At 64.4% G+C, this 18,940-nt stretch carries 19 protein-coding genes; 9 read left to right on the forward strand and 10 right to left on the reverse strand.

The window, feature by feature from the left end:
• Positions 1 to 30: 30 nt before the first annotated feature.
• The 5 genes from ABGX75_RS12745 to ABGX75_RS12765 form a co-directional block, all read right to left on the reverse strand.
• Positions 31 to 1,023 (reverse strand): lysylphosphatidylglycerol synthase transmembrane domain-containing protein, encoded by a 993-nt coding sequence (locus ABGX75_RS12745; RefSeq protein WP_011506523.1) that lies wholly within the window; start codon positions 1,021 to 1,023, stop codon positions 31 to 33.
• Positions 1,020 to 1,796 (reverse strand): polysaccharide deacetylase family protein, encoded by a 777-nt coding sequence (locus ABGX75_RS12750; protein ID WP_347410525.1) that lies wholly within the window; start codon positions 1,794 to 1,796, stop codon positions 1,020 to 1,022. Before ABGX75_RS12750 ends, ABGX75_RS12745 begins: the two co-directional genes overlap by 4 nt.
• Positions 1,789 to 2,907, reverse strand: coding sequence for a glycosyltransferase family 1 protein (locus ABGX75_RS12755; protein ID WP_011506525.1), 1,119 nt, complete (start codon positions 2,905 to 2,907; stop codon positions 1,789 to 1,791). The genes ABGX75_RS12750 and ABGX75_RS12755 overlap by 8 nt, the downstream gene beginning before the upstream one ends.
• 153 nt (positions 2,908 to 3,060) lie before the next feature.
• The gene (locus ABGX75_RS12760) at positions 3,061 to 5,001 is read right to left on the reverse strand and encodes an exoribonuclease II (protein WP_011506526.1); all 1,941 of its coding nucleotides are present in this window, start codon (positions 4,999 to 5,001) and stop codon (positions 3,061 to 3,063) included.
• 105 nt (positions 5,002 to 5,106) lie between these two features.
• Positions 5,107 to 5,736, reverse strand: coding sequence for an SDR family oxidoreductase (locus ABGX75_RS12765; RefSeq protein ID WP_011506527.1), 630 nt, complete (start codon positions 5,734 to 5,736; stop codon positions 5,107 to 5,109).
• A 337-nt stretch (positions 5,737 to 6,073) separates the two neighbouring features.
• Between ABGX75_RS12765 and ABGX75_RS12770 the strand changes: the two genes are divergently transcribed.
• Positions 6,074 to 6,568: a chalcone isomerase family protein gene (locus ABGX75_RS12770; protein WP_347410524.1), complete on the forward strand. Its 495-nt coding sequence runs from the start codon at positions 6,074 to 6,076 to the stop codon at positions 6,566 to 6,568.
• A 124-nt stretch (positions 6,569 to 6,692) separates the two neighbouring features.
• The gene (locus tag ABGX75_RS12775; protein WP_347410523.1) at positions 6,693 to 7,493 is read left to right on the forward strand and encodes an HAD family hydrolase; all 801 of its coding nucleotides are present in this window, start codon (positions 6,693 to 6,695) and stop codon (positions 7,491 to 7,493) included.
• A gap of 16 nt (positions 7,494 to 7,509) precedes the next feature.
• Here the strand turns inward: ABGX75_RS12775 and ABGX75_RS12780 are convergent, their stop codons facing one another.
• From ABGX75_RS12780 to ABGX75_RS12790, 3 genes are all read right to left on the reverse strand, one after another.
• Positions 7,510 to 7,950: a universal stress protein gene (locus ABGX75_RS12780; protein WP_035410471.1), complete on the reverse strand. Its 441-nt coding sequence runs from the start codon at positions 7,948 to 7,950 to the stop codon at positions 7,510 to 7,512.
• Between the two features lie 111 nt (positions 7,951 to 8,061).
• Complete coding sequence (locus tag ABGX75_RS12785; protein ID WP_179152175.1) at positions 8,062 to 9,099, reverse strand: TIGR01620 family protein; 1,038 nt, start codon at positions 9,097 to 9,099, stop codon at positions 8,062 to 8,064.
• Positions 9,096 to 10,487, reverse strand: a complete 1,392-nt coding sequence (locus tag ABGX75_RS12790; protein WP_035410465.1) for a YcjX family protein — start codon at positions 10,485 to 10,487, stop codon at positions 9,096 to 9,098. The genes ABGX75_RS12785 and ABGX75_RS12790 overlap by 4 nt, the downstream gene beginning before the upstream one ends.
• Before the next feature lie 220 nt (positions 10,488 to 10,707).
• Here ABGX75_RS12790 and ABGX75_RS12795 point away from each other — a divergent pair, with 220 nt between their 5' ends.
• From ABGX75_RS12795 to ABGX75_RS12825, 7 genes are all read left to right on the forward strand, one after another.
• Positions 10,708 to 11,175, forward strand: a complete 468-nt coding sequence (locus tag ABGX75_RS12795) for an SUF system Fe-S cluster assembly regulator (RefSeq protein WP_011506533.1) — start codon at positions 10,708 to 10,710, stop codon at positions 11,173 to 11,175.
• Positions 11,176 to 11,245: 70 nt separating this feature from the next.
• Entirely contained in the window at positions 11,246 to 12,688 is a 1,443-nt protein-coding gene (gene sufB / locus ABGX75_RS12800; RefSeq protein WP_011506534.1) for a Fe-S cluster assembly protein SufB, read from the forward strand.
• A gap of 77 nt (positions 12,689 to 12,765) precedes the next feature.
• The gene (gene sufC, locus ABGX75_RS12805; RefSeq protein ID WP_011506535.1) at positions 12,766 to 13,518 is read left to right on the forward strand and encodes a Fe-S cluster assembly ATPase SufC; all 753 of its coding nucleotides are present in this window, start codon (positions 12,766 to 12,768) and stop codon (positions 13,516 to 13,518) included.
• Positions 13,515 to 14,852, forward strand: coding sequence for a Fe-S cluster assembly protein SufD (gene sufD / locus ABGX75_RS12810; protein WP_110061314.1), 1,338 nt, complete (start codon positions 13,515 to 13,517; stop codon positions 14,850 to 14,852). The genes sufC and sufD overlap by 4 nt, the downstream gene beginning before the upstream one ends.
• A gap of 4 nt (positions 14,853 to 14,856) precedes the next feature.
• Entirely contained in the window at positions 14,857 to 16,098 is a 1,242-nt protein-coding gene (locus ABGX75_RS12815; RefSeq protein WP_011506537.1) for a cysteine desulfurase, read from the forward strand.
• A 10-nt stretch (positions 16,099 to 16,108) separates the two neighbouring features.
• Positions 16,109 to 16,672 carry a putative Fe-S cluster assembly protein SufT gene (gene sufT, locus ABGX75_RS12820; protein WP_011506538.1) on the forward strand — a complete coding sequence of 188 codons (564 nt, stop codon included), beginning with the start codon at positions 16,109 to 16,111 and terminating at the stop codon, positions 16,670 to 16,672.
• Positions 16,673 to 16,726: 54 nt separating this feature from the next.
• The gene (locus ABGX75_RS12825; protein WP_347410522.1) at positions 16,727 to 17,440 is read left to right on the forward strand and encodes an ElyC/SanA/YdcF family protein; all 714 of its coding nucleotides are present in this window, start codon (positions 16,727 to 16,729) and stop codon (positions 17,438 to 17,440) included.
• A 9-nt stretch (positions 17,441 to 17,449) separates the two neighbouring features.
• On the opposite strand, the gene ABGX75_RS12830 is transcribed toward ABGX75_RS12825, so the two are convergent.
• Both ABGX75_RS12830 and rimK read right to left on the reverse strand, forming a co-directional pair.
• Positions 17,450 to 17,884: a hypothetical protein gene (locus tag ABGX75_RS12830; protein ID WP_011506540.1), complete on the reverse strand. Its 435-nt coding sequence runs from the start codon at positions 17,882 to 17,884 to the stop codon at positions 17,450 to 17,452.
• Positions 17,885 to 18,010: 126 nt separating this feature from the next.
• A complete protein-coding gene (gene rimK / locus ABGX75_RS12835) occupies positions 18,011 to 18,919 on the reverse strand; it encodes a 30S ribosomal protein S6--L-glutamate ligase (protein ID WP_011506541.1) in 909 nt (302 codons plus the stop codon).
• Between the last annotated feature and the right edge of the window lie 21 nt (positions 18,920 to 18,940).

Here is an 18,940-nt window from a genome sequence, read left to right on the forward strand (position 1 = left end):
GGGCGTCTTCGGGGCAGAAACGGCGATCGACTAACGCTGCCGGTACAGCAGCTTGACGAAGGTGCGGCCGGCCAGCGCCAAAAAGACCGGGAACCCGGCAATGAGGTAGAAGTAGTAGGTGACGAAACGCCAGATGAGCACCGCGGCGGCGGCGCTCTGCTTGCCGATCAGCGGTGCCAGCAAGGCGGTCGACGTCAGTTCCGCGCCGCCAGCGCCACCGGGGAGGAAACTCAATTGTCCCGCTGCCATGGACAGCATCTGCACCAGGAAGGTCCAGGCCCAGTCTATATGCGCGCCGAGTCCCTTCACGGCGAGGTAAAGCACGCTGTAGCGGAGCATCCAATGCATGCAGCACAAGGCAAAGACCGACAGCAGGGTCAGGCGGGGGAGACGCAGCGTCTCGATCAATGCATTGCGGAAATGCAGTAGCCGCCGGGCGAAACCGAAGCGGGCCTTGCGACGGACCTTGAGCCGTTCCAGCCAGCCGCCGGTAACCTGCAACAGACGCGTGTAATGGCGCATGACGAGCCACAGCAGCACGAAGCCGCACACCAGCAACAGCGATGGCAGCCCCACCAGCCAGCCGAGATCGAGGTCGATGGCCTCTATCACGACATACAGGGCCACGCCGATGAGTGCGGACAGGAAGAAGAGCAGGTCGGTGAGCTGGTCGACGGCAAAGATGGCGGTGGTCTGCGCAGGACGGATGCCACGTCGGGCCAGCAAGCCGAGAAGTGTGAGCAAGCCGCCGGTGCCGCCGGGCGTGGCGCAGATGGCGAACTCCGTGGACATCACGATGCCCACCGCGCGTGTCTGACCGAGGCGCCCGGCACGTCCCGCGAGCAGCAGGCGAAGCCGCAGGGCGTTGATGTTCCAGCAGATACCGATCAATGCCAGCATCAAGAGCAGTTGCTGCAGCGGAAAACTTGCCAGTTCGGCAAAGAGGTCGCGGCCGCCGAAGAGCACGGGAATGGTGATGGCCGCCAGTAAACCGAGCGCCAGGAGTAGAACGAGTCGCTTCATGCCGCCTGCGACTCTCGGCGATGTTGTCGGGCGATCCAGTCGTTTTTGGTGATGGGACGACGCCCCGCCACCAGCAGGCGCTCCAGCGTGGTGAGCCAGTATTCCCGCACGCTGGCATGGCGCATGTCCACGGGGTGCAGACCCAGACGCAGCAGTGGCGCCTGGCGGCTACGCCAGCGTTGGGTTTCATTGACCAGGCGTGACATGCCGCGCCGCCATGCGCTGCGGGCGCTCCACACCAGCCCCGGTGCCTCGAGAGGCGTGAAGTCCGGCAAGGTGTAGAGATGCTGAGGATCGCTGGTGTAGACAAAGTCGCGCTTGGCCAGGGCGTGCCGAGTCCCTTCGCTCATCAGCCATGCCGGTGCCACGAACCCGGTGAGTGGCCACGCCTGGGAGCGAAACAGCGCGATGCCCTTGTCCAGGCGGTCGGCGGCCTGATGCTCGTCCAGCGCGTAGAATTCGCCTTCCCAGGTGTAGAAGCGGCGCATGAACCAGTCGCGTGGTGTACGCGGCGGGGGCGCATCATCGCTGTGGTAGCAGCCATGCAGGGCCAGCTCATCGCCTGCGGCAAGACGGCCGTGCATGCGGTCGAGGAAGGTTTCGTCGAGCCGGCAATCGCTGCGGTGGTGAAAATCCGGGACCACCAGCCAGGTGATCGGGATCGGTCCGTGCGTGCGTGCCAGGTCATCGACACGCGCGACGAACTCGGCGTAGTCGGGCCAGGTTTCCGGCGCGACATCGTGCAGAACGAGGGCGAGATGTCGATCAGCCATGCTGTAGGCTCTCCGTGTTGACGCGCTGCCCGGTCAATTCACGATAATGATGCATCAAGCTGGACACCACGATATCCCAGTCATGGTGTCGCTCGACGTGCTGGCGGGCCCGGCGTCCCTGCTCCTCGGGAGCGTCGGCGCAGAGTTCGCGCACCGCGCGCGCCATGTCCTGTGCCGAGTGGGGCTCGCAGAGTCGCCCGCAGCCGAGGGGGACATTCTCGGCCAAGGCACCGGCGCGTGCCGCGACGACCGGAATGCCGCTCGCCATGGCCTCCAGGGCGACCAGGCCGAAGGTCTCCTGAGTGCCGGCATGCAGAAGAATGTCGCTGCTGGCCAGCCAGTCGGCGACATCGGCGGTGGCCGTGTAACGGCCGATGACGCTGACATTGTCGGGGACGCGCTGCGGCATTTGCGGGCCGATCAACACCAGATGATATCCCTTGCCCAGGTGTCGTGCGGTGTCCAGCAGCACCGACAGGTTTTTCTCCCGCGAACCGCGCCCCACGAAGATCAATAGACGCGTGTCGTCATCGAGGCCGAGACGCTGGCGAAAGGCGAATTGCCGGCGCTGTGGCGAAAACGTCGTCAGGTCGACGCCGAGCGGTTGTACGGCGACATTGTCGAGGCCGAGCGTCTGGAGTCGGTCAGCGATGACCCGGCTCGGCGCGAGCACGCGATCGCAATGGCCGTACAGGTTCCGCACGTAGCGGTCGAGGGCGGCGCGCGTCCAGTTGCCGAGACGATTGCCGATGAGGCGCGGCAGATCGGAGTGATAGAAGCCGACCACCGGGACGTCCAGGGCGCGCCCTGCATCGAGCGCCGCCCAGGCGGTGACGTAGGGGTCGCCGGCTTCGATGAGATCCGGTGCCAGCCGGTGAAGTTCGCGTTGCCAGCCACGACGCTTCAAGGGGAAGCGATAGCCCTGACTAAAGGGCAGTGGGGGGGCGGGAACTTCGTGGATGGAGCCGTGGCTACGATGGTAGGCCCCGGGGACGAGCAGGCTGCTCGTGACCCCCGGCAGCTTCGCCAGGCGATTGCGCTTGGCTTCCAGATAGGTGCGTACCCCGCCGCTGGCAGGGGCATAGAACATCGTGATATCGGCGATGTGCAAGGTGCAACTCCCTGAAACCTTCCCGGTTGGTTTACGGAGTGACCGCTGGGGCCCGGGGGCCTGTCGTATGAATGTCACCGCGTTGTCATGAGCTTACGCTGGCACACGCCATGCCCCGCGTCCACTACTCGTGACGCAGGGCATGGCGAAGCGTCAGGCGGCGGGGCGTGCCACCAGCGAGCGTGTCGACTCGACCGCTTCGGCCAGGGCCACCTTGATGGTGTCGCCGAGCTTGTAGCGTGGCTCGCCCTCGATCTGGATGCGACCTTCCTTGTCGTCGATGGCAACCTTGTCGCGATCGCTGTGCATGAACGGCGCCGGCACGAAGGCCGTGGCACCGTTGGCCGTCAGGCGCACTCGCATGCCGCCGCGGTTGATGGCGATGATATCCGCCTCGAAGACCTCGCCGGCTTCGGCGGCGGGGCCGAGGTAGCGCACGTAGAGCCAATCCTTGACGTCGCGCTCCGCCATGCGATTGAGTCGCCGCCGCTCGGTGAGCTGCTCGGTCAGTGCCTGGCTCGCCTCGGCGGGGGCCGCTTCTCCCTTGAGTACACGCTTGATCAGGCGGTGGTTGACCATGTCGCCGTACTTGCGGATCGGTGAGGTCCAGGTGGCGTACGCCGACAGTCCCAGGCCGAAATGCGGGCCCGGCTGCGCGGACATGTTGGTATACCCCTGGAAACGGCGCAGGCGCGCGTCGAGCCAGGCGTCCTCGCGGGCCTCGAGCGCGCGACGCAGTTCGCGATACCGCGAGAGCTCCAGCAGTTGCTCGCGCTCCACGCTAATGTCCTGATTGGCCAGGAACTCGATGGCCTGATCGGCTTTCTCGGGCTCGAAGGCCTGGTGCACATTGAAGATGCCGTGTCCCACGTGAGCCGCGAGCAAGTCGGCGCAGCACGCATTGGCGGCAATCATCGATTCCTCGATCATGCGCTGCGCGACGCGCCGCTCCTCGATGCGAACCGCCAGCACGTTGCCGGCATCGTCGACATCGAAGACGTAGTCGGGGCGATCCTTGAAGACCAGCGTGTGCTGTTCACGCCAAGCGTTGCGGGCCTTGGTCATCTCGGCCAGCGCCTGGAGCTGGGTGGCGATGGTGTCGTCGGCGGGCGCCCAGTCGCCTTGGCCTTCCAGCCAATCGGAGACCTGGTCGTACACCAGGCGTGCCTGCGAGCGAACCTGCGCGGCGAAAAAGCGGTATTCGCCGAGGCTGCCATCGCGATGGACGTCCAGCGTGCAGACGAGGGTCGGCCGCTCTTCACCTTCCTTCAGGGAGCAGAGGTCATCGGCGAGCAGCTCCGGCAACATGGTGACGTTCTGGCCCGGCAGATACACCGTGAAGGCACGGGTCTGCGCCTCGCGATCGACCGCGTCGCCTTCGCGCACGTAAGCCGTGGGGTCGGCGATCGCCACGCTGAGACGCCAGCCGTCCTCGAGTGTCTCGATGTACAGGGCGTCGTCCATGTCGCGCGTCTTTTCACCATCGATGGTGAAAAAGGGCGTCGCGGTGAGGTCTTCGCGTTCGAGCCCTTCATCGTGCAGCGGCCATTGTTCGCCGAATTGCGGTGAGGCTTGCTCCAGCGCATGACGCGCCAGGGTCACGCGCCAGGGGACCGCGGGGTTGTCGGCCTTGACCACCAGCTCGTCGACTTGCGCGAAGAACCCGCGATCGTCGGGCTTGAGAGGATGGCGCACCAGACGAGCCACCACCCAGTCGCCGTCGCCCAGGGTACTTTCATCGAGCGAGTTCTTGAGGCGTGCGCGCAGCTGGTTGTTGATGGACGGATGGTCCGGCACCACGCTGAGACGTCCGTCGCGCTTGACCAGGCGCGCCACGAACCGGTCGAGCCCCGCTTCGATGAGCGTGTCGGGCTCGACGGAGGTCTTGTCCCCCTCCTGCTTGAGCAGGGCATCGACGCGATCGCCATGCAAGACCTGCTTCATGGCGGGGGGCGGAACGAAGTAGGAACTGCCGTCGTCGGCTTCGAGAAAGCCAAAGCCCCGGTCGGTTGCCTTGATGACGCCCTGCACGCGGGGCGTCGTTTCACGAATCTGTTGCTTGAGCTGGGCAAGCGCGGAGTTGTTCTGCAGCATCGAGACACGTTCGGTTGGGGGGAGTAGATCGACACTATACGGGTTCGCGTATTCCCCGCCAACCGGCGCTTGGCGGGGAACTCGACCGAGGGGGCGGGCGTTGGATCAGCGCAGTGCCTCGGCGATGTCGGTATCACCGTCGAGTAGCGAGAACTCGCGTTGGCGCAGGTCGTGGCGGCGCACCACTTCGAGCAGCGCGTGGGCGACATTGGCGCGCGAGATACGGTTGTCGTCGGCGCCGGCCACGTCGGTCGTGACCCGCCGTGTCGCGGCCTCGTCGGTGAGCCGGCCGGGCTTGAGAATCACATGGGGCACACGTGATGCGCGCAGGTGCGCGTCGGCGGCATGCTTGGCGGCCATGTAGGGGCGCAGCTTGGCCGGGGCCTCGAGGACCCGGTCGGCCCGCATGGCGCTGACCATGATGAAACGCCCGATGCCCAGCGTCGCGGCCAGGTCGATCGCACTCAACGCACCATGCAGATCGATCATGAGTGTCTTGTCGGGGCCGGTATGCGGGCCGGAGCCCGCCGCGAACACCACCTGATCGCAGCCGTAGAACGCCTTTCGAAAGTTGCCTTCCAGATCGGCGAGCACCGTCTCGATGCCACGCGCCTGAAACCATGCCTGCTGGGCCGTGTCACGGATCATGGCGCGAATCGGCACACCGGCCTGGTGGGCGAGTTCGCAGAACTGGCGGCCGATCTGACCGTTGGCGCCGATGACGAGCGTCTTCATGGGACTCTCCTGGGGGTGTCTTTGGCGAATGCTTACTGACGGCTTTGAGAAGACGTCATGCGTCATGGGTAAGGTATGAGGTCCCCGGAGGCGATCCTCAAGGTGTCCCCTGATGATGCCTGCCTGATTCGAGTTTCTCTGGTGCTATGCGTCGAGTCGACATGCGGTATGCTACGAATGCCCATGGTGGCCCCTCGGAATAAAGGTGAGGGAGTCGCTCGGCTTGTCGCCATGCTAATCGAGATGGGAGGCACCATGACGATACGTGCTGCGTTAACCGGCTTCGCCCGAGGGCTGTCACTGGCGCTCACCACCACGTGCAGCGTGGGCACTGCGCTTGCCGAGCCGTTTTCGCAGCAAAGCATCGTGGGGGGGGGACGCACTCGTCCTGCAGGGAACGGGAACGGCCAGTTACCTGCTGTGGGATGTCTATGACGCCGCCCTGTATGCACCGGCCGGTGCCAGCCGTGCGGCCATCGTCAATGCCGAAGTGCCGCTGAGTCTGGTGCTCGAGTACCAGCGTGACGTGTCCCGCGAGGATATTCGCAAGGCGACCTGGTCCGTCTTGCGCAAGCAGCATGCGACGACGATGCGTGAGCCGCTGCGCGCCGGGATAGAGGCGCTACAGGATGCCATGGTCGATGTCACCGAAGGCGATCGCTATCGGCTCGAATGGGACCCGCAGACGCCGCGATTGTCTCTAGCCCTGAATGGCAATATTCGCTTCGTATCGGACGATATGCGACTCGCGCGCACCTATCTCGGTATCTGGTTGGCCGAGCCGCCCCTCTCGACGTCACTGCGTGAGGCATTGCTGTCGCGTACGGATTGAGGCGATGTTGAGATGGTTCCGGCGAATGCCTGCCGTGCACGCGGCCAGTATTCGACGGAACGATTCCCGGTGCCGATCCCACATGCGGTACTCTAGTCGCGTCGAGGACCAACCGGGAAGCCGCATGCAACCTCATCTGATCGTCACGGATCTGGACAACACGCTGCTCAATGCCGAGCACGATCTCGATGAATTGACCATCGAGACCTTTCAGGCACTCGCCGCACGTGGACATCACCTGGCGTTGGCGTCTGGACGTCATTTTCACGACATCACGGCGTTCCGCCGACGGTTGGGCGTGTCCGCGTACATCATGAGCACCAACGGGGCGCACCTCTACGGGCCCGACGACAGCCTTATCGCCGAGCAGTGGGTGCCGGCCGAGCTGGTTCGGGCATTGGTCGAGCTGCCGCGCGGTGCCGACATCCGGCTAAATTTGTACACCGGGGACGAGTGGCTGATCGATGCGTCGGCACCCGAGCTGAAGGCCTTGCACGCCCACACCGGATTCCACTATCGGGTGGCCGATCTCGAGGCACATGACGGTCGTGGCGTGGGCAAGGTGCTGTGCATCGGTGACCCCGAGGCCCTGGCAGCGCTCGAACAGAGCATCACCGAAACGCTGGGCACGCGGTTGCACATGACCTATTCGATGGCTCATTCGCTGGAGATCATGGCCGAGGGCGTCAACAAGGGGGCCACGCTGGAACGGTTGCTGGCCCTTCTCGATCTCCCCGCCGCGCGGTGCCTGGCGTTCGGCGACAACCTCAACGATGCCGAGATGCTGGCGCTGGCCGGCCACGGGTTCGTCATGGAGAACGCGCATCCCGACCTGCCACGTCGGGTACCTGACGCCATCCGCATCGGTCACCATCATCCGAATGGCGTGGCCTGGCAGTTGCGCGATTTCTTTTCGCTGGCATGAGGTCTCGCCCGCGGTATCAATGCACGCTGATGACGCGGCAGGGCGCGGTATGCGAAACCTTGTGCGATACGCTGCCGACGACCAGACCGGCGATGTCGCTCAAGCCACGGCTGCCCATGACGATGGCATCGACGTTCAGCGCCCTGGCCTGCTCGATGATCACCCTTGCCGGGTCGCCCTGATGCAATGAACCTTCGACGTCGGTGATGCCACGCTCGCCGGCGGCCTGCTTGGCGGCGTCGAGCAATTGCCGGCCGGCGCGGTCGAGCTCGTCGGAACTGGCCTGCATCGGAACGGCTCCGACGCCCCACACCAGAAGCGTGTCGTGGGCCAGCGATTCGGGGATGTGAAGGATGTGCAGACGTGCCTGATCGGCATGGGCCAGCTTGCAGGCGACATCCAGTGCCACGCTGGCCGCCTGCGAACCGTCGACGGGAACCATGAGGGTCTTGAACATGACGACCTCCGAAACTGACATGAGGGCAATGCTCGCGACGTCTGCCTGAACGCACGCGAGCCTGTCTTCTTCCAGCCTAGTCCCTCGGGGCACTTCGTAGCGTGATCTGGATCAATTTCGTGTGGATGACGCGGCGTCGTCCTGCGTCTCGAGCCGACGCAAGCGTTGCCACAGCTCCCGGCGCAGGTCGGCCAGGCGCGGTGCCTCGCCCTCGGTGAAGGGAATCGGGCGCGTCATGCGCAGGGTCCGCAGCCCGAGGCGGGCGGTGAGCAGTCCCGCGCCGAGCCCCTGGCCGGCGCGGGTGGAAAGCTTGCCGGCCACGTTCATCGACAACAGGTCCATGCTCGCATCCGAGGCGATTTCACTGGCGCCGGCGAACGCCATGTTATAGAGCACCGCGCGGAACAGGCGCAGCCGGCTGGCATACCCCAGTTCCAGGCCATAGAGCGCGGCGAGACGGTCGATCAAGCCGATGTTGCGCCAGGCCATGAGTGCCATGTCGAGAAAGGTGACCGGGCTGACGGCGACCATGACCGCCGTTTCACTGGCCATGCGGGCGACCAGGCGCCGGGCCTGACGGTCCCGGGGCGCCAGCAGATGGTGGGCCAGCAGGGTGCGTGTTTCCTGGGCGTCGTGATGCGGCTGTTGCGCGGCCTGGAAGGCGCGCCAGTGAGGATCGTCGTCATCGAGTCGCATCTGGCGCCGCAAGCGCTCGGCCAGGGCATGAGCCTCGTGCGGCGAGGTGTCTTCCGTGGCGGCGAGCTGGTCGCGGAGTCGGGTATGGCGCTTGAGACGGCGCAGCCGCCAGAGTTCCCGCAACAATGCTGCACCGACCAGGCCCAGCCCCAGCAATCCCAGCACGCTCCAGGCGCCTGCGAGCCAGTCGCCGCCGAGGGTGGCGGTATACAAGTGACGTGCGACTTCCATGCCACCCAACGCCACGCTGCCGCCGAGCAATGTCACCAGTCCCCAGCGCCGCTTGCGCGGCTTGCCCAGACTGGCCTCGAGGGGCACGTCCGGTGCGCTGTCCTGAGCGGCGAGCGGGTGCGAGACACTGTCCAGCCGAAAACGCTCGCCGGGGTCGGGTGCAAAGGAAGACGGGGGCTCGTCGTCGACGCGAAAACGTTGGCCGGGCCGTGGCTCGCTCATGTCAGCTTGTCTCCAATCAACCAGTCGAGGGCGGCATCCATGCGGACATGCGGCAGGGCCGCCGTGTCGCGCTGCGGCGGGCGAAACGCGGTGAACGCGAAGCCCTGCCGGGCCCAGAAGTCGTGCGCGGGCAGCCGCGGCGGCACGTCGCCGGGGAACAGCAGCACGTCCTCGCCTTCCAGTGTGGTGCCACGCAGGGCGGCGCGCCGGCGTCCTTCGTGTTCGACATCGCGCGGTTCGGTGGCGCTCACCGATGCCAGCGAGAGGGCCTTCACCGGCACGTCCGCGTAGCGCAGATCCTTGAGCGGCTCGGCGAGCAAGGCCTCGAGCAGGGCAACGACATTGGGGTGCTGCTCGGGCGTCACGTGATCGGCCTTGGTCGCAGCGATGGCGAGCCGGTCGATGCGCGGCGAGAAGAGGCGATTGAGCAGGCTGCGCTTGCCGTAATCGAAGCTGCGCATCAGCGTGCCGAGCGCACGGGAGAGATCCTCGAAGCGTTCCGGTCCCGCGTTCAGTGCCCCGAGGACATCGACCAGCACGATCTGACGGTCGAAGCGGCGGAAATGGTCGCGATAGAAGGGTTTGACCACATGGCGGCGGTAATGATCGAAACGCCGCGCCAACGTCTTGTAGACGCTGCTGCCGGGCAAGGCCTCGAGCTCGGCGCGCTGGGCCTCGCCGATGTCGGGCAGCGGAAAGAACTGTAGTACCGGCGCGTCCTCCAGGTCCCCCGGCAGCAGGAAACGCCCGGGTTGCAGGTCGGCGAACCCTGCCTCGCGCGAGGCACGCAACGCGGTGGCGTAATGTGCGGCCACCTCGGCGAGATGGTTTTCATCGGCCGTGTCGTCGGGAGAGAGGGCACCGGCGGCCTGCAGCCAGGCCGCGGAGAGGCGCTGACGCTCTGCGCCGAGCGTGGCTTGCTGGGCCTCGCACCAACTGAGGAAATCGTGTTCGAGCAGCGGCAAGTCGAGCAGCCATTCGCCGGGGTAGTCGATCAAGTCGAGGGTCAGGGTCGCCGTGTCGCCCAGCAGGCCACGAGCGCGCCGGGTGCGATGCTTGATGGTCAGGCGCAGTTCGCTGATTCCGCGTGTCGGGGCGGGCCATTGCGGTGGCGTGCCGTCGAGCGCGGCCATGGCGGCATCGTAGGGAAAGCGCGGCACGCCGAGATCCGGCTGGGCGACGCGCTGGGCGCCGAGCAAGCGGCCTTCGCGGGCGGCGCGCAGCAGATCGAGCCGTGCCTCCAGCCCCGCATGTCGCAGTTGATGCACCAGCGAGGTGAGAAACGCAGTCTTCCCGGCGCGGGACAGGCCAGTGACGGCAAGCCGCAGCTGGCGGTCGCGGCCGCGTTCGATGAGGTTGTGCAGTTCTTGGGTCAGATGACGTCGCATGCGGGTGTCCGACGGAAGTTCTGTGTCGAATGTGCGGGCGAATGGGCGCCAAGGCAAGCACGATAGTCTATGCGAATAGGAATAATTGTCATTATTGATGCGATCGGTCGTCATCGTGACGCTATCATCGCGTGGAAAGGCCGGAAGTCGTCGGTTCCCTTCACATCGAATTCATATAGGACTAAAATGGTACCCAATCGATGAATGGTGGAGTGAAGGCATGTTGAAGCTTTCCAAGCTGACCGACTATGCCGCCGTGGTGATGGCGCAGATCGCGCGTCATCCGGAGCAGGCACACGCCGCCACCGAGCTGGCCGATGCCGTGCAATTGCCCCATCCGACCGTCAGCAAGACGCTGAAAATGCTGGTGAAGGCAGGGCTTCTGGAATCGCGTCGCGGCTCGCTCGGCGGTTATCGGTTGGCGCGGCCGGCGGCGGCCATCACCGCTTCCGATATCATCGGCGCCATTGAAGGGCCGGTGGCGATGACGGAATGCAGTCATGCCGATGGCGACTGCGATCTGCTGGCCACCTGCGGCGTCGCCGACAACTGGCAACGTGTCTCGCTGGCGATTCGTACGCTGCTCGACAGCGTGACCCTGGCGCACCTGGCCCAGGAAACGCCGTTGAAGCTGCCCGTGCAGCTGCCCATACAGAGCGTGACCCTGGCGAGTCGCGCCGAAGTTTGATCACACGAACGAAAGTGGCGCGGTGGCCCGGCCACGCGCTGAGAGCATACCGCCCGGGAGGGGAAACACCATGGCAAGTCAGGAAATGGAACAGCTTGTCCGTCGCGAATATACCCAAGGGTTCGTGACCGACATCGAAAGCGATACCGTACCGCCGGGGCTGGACGAGGATACCATCGCCTTCATTTCCAACAAGAAGGGCGAACCCGAGTGGATGCTGGAATGGCGCCTGGATGCCTACCACCAGTGGCTCAAGATGAAGGAGCCCTCCTGGGCGCATCTCGATTATCCGCCCATCGACTATCAGGCGATTTCCTACTACAGCGCGCCGAAAAAGCCCGAGGATCGGCCGCAGAGTCTCGATGAAGTCGACCCCAAGCTGCTGGAAACCTACGAAAAGCTGGGGATTCCGCTGCACGAGCGTGCCGCGCTGGCGGGGGTCGCCGTGGATGCGGTATTCGACTCGGTCTCGGTGACCACGACGTTCAAGGAAAAGCTCGCCGAGGCGGGCGTGATCTTCTGCTCGATCTCGGAGGCGATCCGCGACTACCCGGAGCTGGTCCGCCAGTACCTGGGAAGCGTGGTGCCCAAGGGGGACAACTACTTCGCGGCGCTGAATTCGGCCGTATTCACCGACGGCTCCTTCGTCTACGTTCCCGAAGGCGTCGAGTGCCCGATGGAGCTTTCCACCTATTTCCGCATCAACGCGGCGAATACCGGTCAGTTCGAGCGCACCCTGATCGTCTGCGACAAGCAGGCCCAGGTCTCGTATCTGGAGGGGTGCACCGCACCTCAGCGTGACGAGAACCAGCTCCACGCGGCGGTGGTCGAACTGGTGGCGTTGGAAGACGCCTACATCAAGTATTCCACGGTGCAGAACTGGTATCCCGGCGACGAGGACGGCAAGGGCGGCATCTACAACTTCGTCACCAAGCGCGGCGATTGCCGGGGCGACCGTTCCAAGATCAGCTGGACGCAGGTCGAGACCGGTTCGGCGATCACCTGGAAGTATCCGTCCTGCGTGTTGCGCGGCAAGGACAGTGTCGGCGAGTTCTATTCCGTGGCGGTGACCAATGGCCGTCAGCAGGCCGACACCGGCACCAAGATGATTCACGTCGGCGAGGGGACGCGCTCGACCATCGTGTCCAAGGGCATCGCCGCCGGGAACAGCGACCAAGCCTATCGCGGCCTGGTCAAGGTGGGGCCGCGCGCCAAGGGCGCGCGCAACTTCACCCAGTGCGACTCGCTGTTGATCGGCGATCGCTGTGGCGCCCACACCTTTCCGTATCAGGAAATCGGCAACAGCTCGGCGACCGTGGAACACGAGGCGACCACCTCGAAGATCGGTGAGGACCAGCTGTTCTACTGCCAGGCGCGGGGCATCTCCGAAGAGGATGCCGTCAACATGATCGTCAATGGCTTCTGCAAGGACGTCTTCCAGGAGCTGCCGATGGAATTCGCGGTGGAAGCCGAAGCGCTGTTGAACGTCACTCTCGAAGGCGCCGTCGGGTAAGCATTCCGACGCATCGTCAAGGTCTCAACCCATGTATCGGAGTCGCCGGGCGACTCGAACGCAAGCAAGGTATCAAGATGCTCGAAGTCAAAGATCTGCACGTCACGGTGGAAGGTTCGGAAATCCTCAAGGGGTTGAGTTTGACCATCAATCCCGGTGAGGTGCATGCCCTCATGGGGCCCAACGGGGCGGGCAAGTCGACGCTGTCGGCGGTGATCGCGGGCAAGGACGGCTACGAAGTCACCAGTGGTCAGATCCTGTTCGAAGGCCAGGACCTGCTGGAAATGGAAATCGAGGAGCGTGCCCTGGCCGGTATTCTGCTGGGTTTCCAGTATCCGGTGGAAATCCCCGGGGTGAAAAACATCTACCTGCTCAAGGCCGCGCTCAATGCGCAGCGTGAAGCGCGCGGCGAGAAAGAGCTGCCGGCCCCGGAATTCATGAAACTGGTGCGCGAGAAGCTGAGCTTCATGAAGATGGATGGCAGCTTCCTGCAGCGTGCGGTCAACGAAGGGTTTTCGGGCGGCGAGAAAAAGCGCAACGAGATCCTGCAGATGCTGGTACTGCAACCCAAGCTGGCGATGCTCGACGAGATCGACTCGGGGCTCGACATCGATGCCATGAAGATCGTCGCCGAAGGGGTCAACTCGCTGCGCAGCCAGGATCGCGCCATTCTCATGGTGACCCACTACCAGCGGCTGCTCGAACATATCGTGCCGGATCATGTGCACGTCCTGGTGGACGGGCGCATCGTCAAGTCCGGCGACAAGAACCTCGCCCACGAGCTCGAAACGCGGGGTTATGAATGGGTGCTGGAGGAGTCTGTCGCATGAGTGCAGCACACGCCTTTCTACAACGGCTCGGCGAGCGATTCAGCGACGAGCCGACCTGGGTGACGGCACGTCGTCAGGCCGGTGCAGCGCGCTTCGAGGCTCTGGGATTTCCCACCAAGCGTGATGAAGCCTGGAAATACACCGACGTGCGTCGCATTGCCGAAGGCGAGTTCGCGCTGACCGATGACGCCGAACTGAGCGCGTCGCGCTTCGAAGCGTTGTCCATGCCGCTGGATGCCTATCGTCTGGTATTCGTCGATGGCGTCTTCTCGACCGCGCTTTCCGATGTCGAGGCACTGCCCGAAGGGATCAGCATCGAGCCGTTGACCACGGCGATGCGTACCAACCACGAGGCCATCGGGGGGGCCATCGGTCGCCTGGCCGGTGTCGATTTCTCGCCGTTCACCGCACTCAACGTGGCGCTTTCCGAAGAAGGCGCGGTCGTGCGCATCGGCCAGGGCGTGGTCGTCGACAAGCCGATCTACGTGGTCTTCGCTTCACGGGCCAACGAGGCGCCGCGCATGAGCCATCCGCGCGTGCTGGTCATGGCTGGCGCGCGCAGTCAGGCGACGGTGATCGAGCATTACGCCGGCGAAACGGGGGCGGCCAACTTCACCAACGTGGTCAGCGAGGTCATGCTCGAGCGTGGCGCGATCGTCGATCATTACAAGCTGCAGGAGGCCTCGAGCGAGGACCTGCACGTGGCGAGCATCCATGTGGAGCAGGCGCGCGATTCGCGCTTCACCTCCTTCAACCTCAACCTGGGAGGCGCGCTGGTACGCACCGACCTGGTGACGGATCTCAACGCGCAGGGTGCCGAGGCCAACTACAATGGCCTGTTCTTCGTGCAAGGGCGCCAGCACGTCGACAATCACACCCTGGTCAATCACAACGCGCCGCAAACGTTCTCCAACGAGAATTACAAGGGCATTCTCAACGACCGTGCCCGCGGAGTGTTCAACGGCAAGGTGATCGTCAAGCGCGACAGCCAGCAGATCGAGGCGTATCAGAACAACGCCAACCTGCTGTTGTCCGATCGTGCCGAGATCGATACCAAGCCGGAGCTGGAAATCTACGCCGATGACGTCAAGTGCTCGCACGGCACGACGACGGGCCAGCTCGACGAGGAGGCCGTCTTCGCGTTGCGCACGCGCGGCATCGACGAGCAGATGGCGCGTGGCCTGCTGACGCTGGCCTTCGCCGGCGAGGTCATGGACCAGGTGCGCTTGCCCGCCATCGCCGAGCGCGTCGAGCGCGCCGTGGCCGGGAAGCTGCCCGAGCGTTTCAATCTTGCGGACCTGGTTGAGGTGTCCGACGCCCTGCAGGAGGCCTGACATCATGAACGCCCTTTCCGAGCCGATGCTGGACGTGGCCCGTGTCCGCCGTGACTTTCCGATTCTCGAGCGGGAAGTGCATGGCAAGCCGCTGATCTATCTGGATAATGCTGCGACCACCCAGACGCCGTCAGCGGTCATCGAGACGCTGGATGATTATTACCGGCGTTACAACGCCAATATTCATCGCGGGCTGCATACCCTGGCCGACGAGGCCACGGCAGCCTATGAAGGTACGCGCGACAAGGTTCGCGCGTGGCTGGGGGCGGCATCGAGTCGCGAAATCATCTTCACCCGGGGCACCACCGAGGCCATCAACCTGGTCGCCAATAGCTGGGGGCGGGCCAACCTGCGTCCGGGGGACGAGATCCTGGTCTCCTTGATGGAGCACCACTCCAATATCGTGCCCTGGCAGATGCTGGCCGAGGCACTGGATGTGACGCTCAAGGTGATCCCTGTCGATGAGCGCGGCGTGCTTGACCAGGCGGCCTATCGTGAATTGCTGGGCGAACGTACGCGGCTGGTGTGCGTCAATCACGTCTCCAATGCCCTGGGGACCGTCAATCCAGTGGCCGAGATGGCGCGTGAGGCCCATGCCCACGATGCTCTGATTCTCGTCGACGGTGCCCAGGCGGTACCGCATCAGCGTGTCGACGTGCACGCGCTGGGTGTCGATTTCTACGCGTTCTCGGGGCACAAGATGTACGGGCCCACCGGGGTGGGCGTGCTCTACGGCCGCGAAGCGCTGCTCGAAGCGATGCCGCCCTGGCAGGGGGGCGGCGAGATGATCAGCCGTGTGTCCTTCGATCAGGGCACGGTATACAGCGACATACCGCACAAGTTCGAGGCGGGCACGCCGGCCATCGCCGAAGTGATCGCCCTCGGCGCGGCACTGGACTGGGTCGCCGCCACCGGCATCGACATGATGGCGGCCTGGGAAGGGCAGCTTCTCGAGCGCGCCACGGCCAAGTTGCGCGATGTCGAGGGGCTGCGTCTGATCGGGACGGCGCCCGACAAGGTCAGCGTGCTGTCGTTCGTGGTCGATGGCGTGCACGCCCAGGATATCGGCTTGCTGATCGATCAACTGGGCGTGGCCATACGTACCGGGCATCACTGCGCGCAACCCGTCCTGGCCAGCATGGGGCTCGAGGCAACCTGTCGTGCGTCCCTGGCGGCGTACAATACGCCCGAAGAGGTCGACGCGTTCGTCGAGGCCCTGGAGAAAGTCATCGCCATGGTGCGCTAACGGAGACGGCATGGATCAACTGGATAGCCTCTACAAAGGGCAGGAAATGCCCTTGCAGCGTGACGTCAACGCGATCTCGATCCCCTTCGGCAAGAGCGTGACCTTGACCGAAGACAGCATCGTCTCGGTGATGCAGGCCAAGGGCGGTACGGTCAGTGTGGGGTTCGAGGGTCGCATGTTCCTGATCGAGGGCTACGACCTCGACGCTCTCGGGCTCGAGTCGGTGCCGCGCGCGACCTTGCCCGAGCACGTCGACGATGAACAGCTCGAGGCCTTCATCTGGGAGCAGCTGCGGACGTGCTTCGATCCGGAGATTCCGGTCAACATCGTCGACCTGGGGCTGGTTTACGGGTGTCGTATCGAGCACTTGCTCAACGGCGAGACCATGGTGACCATTCGCATGACATTGACCGCGCCCGGATGCGGGATGGGCGAGGTGATCGCCGAGGATGCCAGGCGCAAGATCATGGGCGCGGCGCAAGTCTCCAAGACGCACATCGAGATCGTTTTCGACCCGCCCTGGAGTCGTGAGATGATGACCGAGGAGGCGAAGCTGGAACTGGGCATGTTCTAGCGTTCGCGAGGCGTTGCCCTGACGGGCCCGTGAGCCCTTTCGTTGGAGACAAGCATGCCGCGAGAAAAGAGCCGCCGTGGACTGAAACGGTGGGGGCGGCGACTGTTCAAGTGGTGTCTTGTCGGCGTGGTGTCCGTGCTTGCGGTGGTCGTGGCGCTCAACCTCTGGGTGTTCGCCAAGACCGCCGGGCGCATTCAGCATGACACGCTGCTTTGCGCCACCGAACCGGTCGGCCTGGTCTTCGGTACCGCCGAAGGCCTGCGCGGCGGAGGCCACAACCCCTATTTCACCGCACGCATGGAAGCGGCGGCGCAATTGCTGCGGCTCGGCCACGTGCGCCATCTCCTGCTTTCCGGCGACAATCGCACCCGTTACTACAATGAGCCGATCGCCATGTGGCGGGCTCTGCGGGCACGCAACGTCGCCAGCGACGACATGACCCTGGATTATGCCGGTTTCAGTACCTTCGACAGTGTGGTGCGTGCGCGTCGCGTCTTCGGTGTCGAGCACGTGTTGCTGGTTTCTCAGGCCTGGCACCTGCCGCGGGCGCTGTTCATCGCCGATGCGGCGGGGCTGAAGGCGCAGGGATGTGCGGTTCCCGGGGGGAAAGTCAGCGGCGAGTGGCAGCTCTGGCTGCGCGAGTGGCTGGCGCGAGCGGCCGCCGTCGGCGATCTCTACCTGTGGGGGCGCGATCCCTATTTTCTGGGGCCCCCGGAGACACTGCCGATTTTCGAGCCGCTCAAGGGCAAGGCGGCCGGGGAGGAGTAAGGTCGCCTGTCAGCGCTTGTGCTGGGCGTTGAGCTCGCGGATCAAGGCGCGGCAGTTCTTCCAGCAGCGTTCCAGCGCCGGCTCCAGCGGGTCCGGTAGCGGATGGGTGAACGCCGTGCCCAGGGCCTGCATCAAGACGCGCTCCTGCTCGAGAAGCTCGCCGATCAGCACTTGACTGTCGTTGCCCACGAAGCTCTTGATACGGCTCCACAGCCAGAGGTAATCGTCACGCTCCACGTCGGCGTCGCGCGGCAGCAGATCGAGATGCGTCTTGGCGAGTTCCTGCAACTCGCGCAGGGCCTTGCCGCGTTCTTCGTAGTGAGGCTTCAAGCTGTCACGCAACGCGGGGCGCAGGCGCTCGAAGTTATCCTGGAAATAATCGAGACTATCGGCCAGCGCTTCCAGCACGCTGTCCATCGCCACCTGGCGATTATCAAGAAACATGGGCGGTCACCTCCTCCGGTGACGCAAATTGTGCGGGTGGAAACAGCGTTTTGCTACCCCGGGGGTAAGAAAAATTCCCCCGGGGTGAAGGCACATCGACAGAGGCATCACCTTCGGGCGCTCGTCCTAGCCTTTGGGCTTGGGGGGCGCCTTGCGGGGCGTGCTGGCGTTCTTCTCGATATACTCGATGATCTGGCCGGCGATGTCCTTGCCCGTGGCGGTCTCGATGCCTTGCAAGCCCGGCGAGGAGTTGACCTCCATGATCACGGGGCCGTGATTGGAGCGTAGTAGATCTACCCCTGCGATGCGCAGCCCCATCGCCTTGGCCGCGCGGATCGCCGTGGAGCGCTCCTCCGGCGTGATGCGGATGACGCTGGCGGTGCCTCCACGATGCAGGTTGGAGCGGAATTCGCCTTCGGCCGCCTGGCGTTTCATCGCGGCGACGACCTTGTCGCCGATGACCAGGCAACGCACATCGGCGCCCTTGGCTTCCTTGATGTACTCCTGAACCATGATATTGGCTTTCATGCCCATGAACGCCTGAATGACCGACTCGGCTGCCTGGTTGGTTTCGGCGAGCACCACCCCGATCCCCTGGGTGCCTTCCAGCAGCTTGATGACCAGTGGCGCGCCCTTGACCATGGTGATCAGGTCGGGAATGTCATCCGGCGAATGAGCGAAGCCGGTCACCGGCAGCCCCAGCCCCTTGCGTGACAGCAGCTGCAGGGAGCGGAGCTTGTCGCGCGAGCGGGTGATCGACACCGAATCGTTGAGGACATAGGTGCTCATCATCTCGAACTGGCGAAGTACCGCACAGCCATAGAAGGTCACGGAAGCACCGATGCGAGGCACGATGGCGTCGAAGGGCTCGATCTCCTCGCCTTTGTAGTGAATCGACGGCCGGTGGGAGGCAATGTTCATGTAGCAGCGCAGGGTATCGACCACGCGCGCGGTATGCCCACGCGCTTCGGCGGCCTCGACCAGGCGCCGTGTGGAATACAGCCTGCGATTGCGGGAAAGAATGCCAATATGCATGGTCGTCTCCACGTGGTGGCG

Origin of the sequence: Chromohalobacter sp., assembly GCF_039830575.1 — a bacterium.
Taxonomy (GTDB): Bacteria; Pseudomonadota; Gammaproteobacteria; order Pseudomonadales; family Halomonadaceae; genus Chromohalobacter; species Chromohalobacter israelensis.

Coding starts and splice junctions, on each gene's coding strand:
- ABGX75_RS12745 (WP_011506523.1), bottom strand. CDS start 1,023: ATGAAGCGACTCGTTCTACTCCTGGCGCTCGGTTTACTGGCGGCCATC.
- ABGX75_RS12750 (WP_347410525.1), bottom strand. CDS start 1,796: ATGGCTGATCGACATCTCGCCCTCGTTCTGCACGATGTCGCGCCGGAA.
- ABGX75_RS12760 (WP_011506526.1), bottom strand. CDS start 5,001: ATGCTGCAGAACAACTCCGCGCTTGCCCAGCTCAAGCAACAGATTCGT.
- ABGX75_RS12765 (WP_011506527.1), bottom strand. CDS start 5,736: ATGAAGACGCTCGTCATCGGCGCCAACGGTCAGATCGGCCGCCAGTTC.
- ABGX75_RS12775 (WP_347410523.1), top strand. CDS start 6,693: ATGCAACCTCATCTGATCGTCACGGATCTGGACAACACGCTGCTCAAT.
- ABGX75_RS12780 (WP_035410471.1), bottom strand. CDS start 7,950: ATGTTCAAGACCCTCATGGTTCCCGTCGACGGTTCGCAGGCGGCCAGC.
- ABGX75_RS12785 (WP_179152175.1), bottom strand. CDS start 9,099: ATGAGCGAGCCACGGCCCGGCCAACGTTTTCGCGTCGACGACGAGCCC.
- ABGX75_RS12790 (WP_035410465.1), bottom strand. CDS start 10,487: ATGCGACGTCATCTGACCCAAGAACTGCACAACCTCATCGAACGCGGC.
- ABGX75_RS12795 (WP_011506533.1), top strand. CDS start 10,708: ATGTTGAAGCTTTCCAAGCTGACCGACTATGCCGCCGTGGTGATGGCG.
- sufB (WP_011506534.1), top strand. CDS start 11,246: ATGGCAAGTCAGGAAATGGAACAGCTTGTCCGTCGCGAATATACCCAA.
- sufC (WP_011506535.1), top strand. CDS start 12,766: ATGCTCGAAGTCAAAGATCTGCACGTCACGGTGGAAGGTTCGGAAATC.
- sufD (WP_110061314.1), top strand. CDS start 13,515: ATGAGTGCAGCACACGCCTTTCTACAACGGCTCGGCGAGCGATTCAGC.
- ABGX75_RS12815 (WP_011506537.1), top strand. CDS start 14,857: ATGAACGCCCTTTCCGAGCCGATGCTGGACGTGGCCCGTGTCCGCCGT.
- sufT (WP_011506538.1), top strand. CDS start 16,109: ATGGATCAACTGGATAGCCTCTACAAAGGGCAGGAAATGCCCTTGCAG.
- ABGX75_RS12825 (WP_347410522.1), top strand. CDS start 16,727: ATGCCGCGAGAAAAGAGCCGCCGTGGACTGAAACGGTGGGGGCGGCGA.
- ABGX75_RS12830 (WP_011506540.1), bottom strand. CDS start 17,884: ATGTTTCTTGATAATCGCCAGGTGGCGATGGACAGCGTGCTGGAAGCG.
- rimK (WP_011506541.1), bottom strand. CDS start 18,919: ATGCATATTGGCATTCTTTCCCGCAATCGCAGGCTGTATTCCACACGG.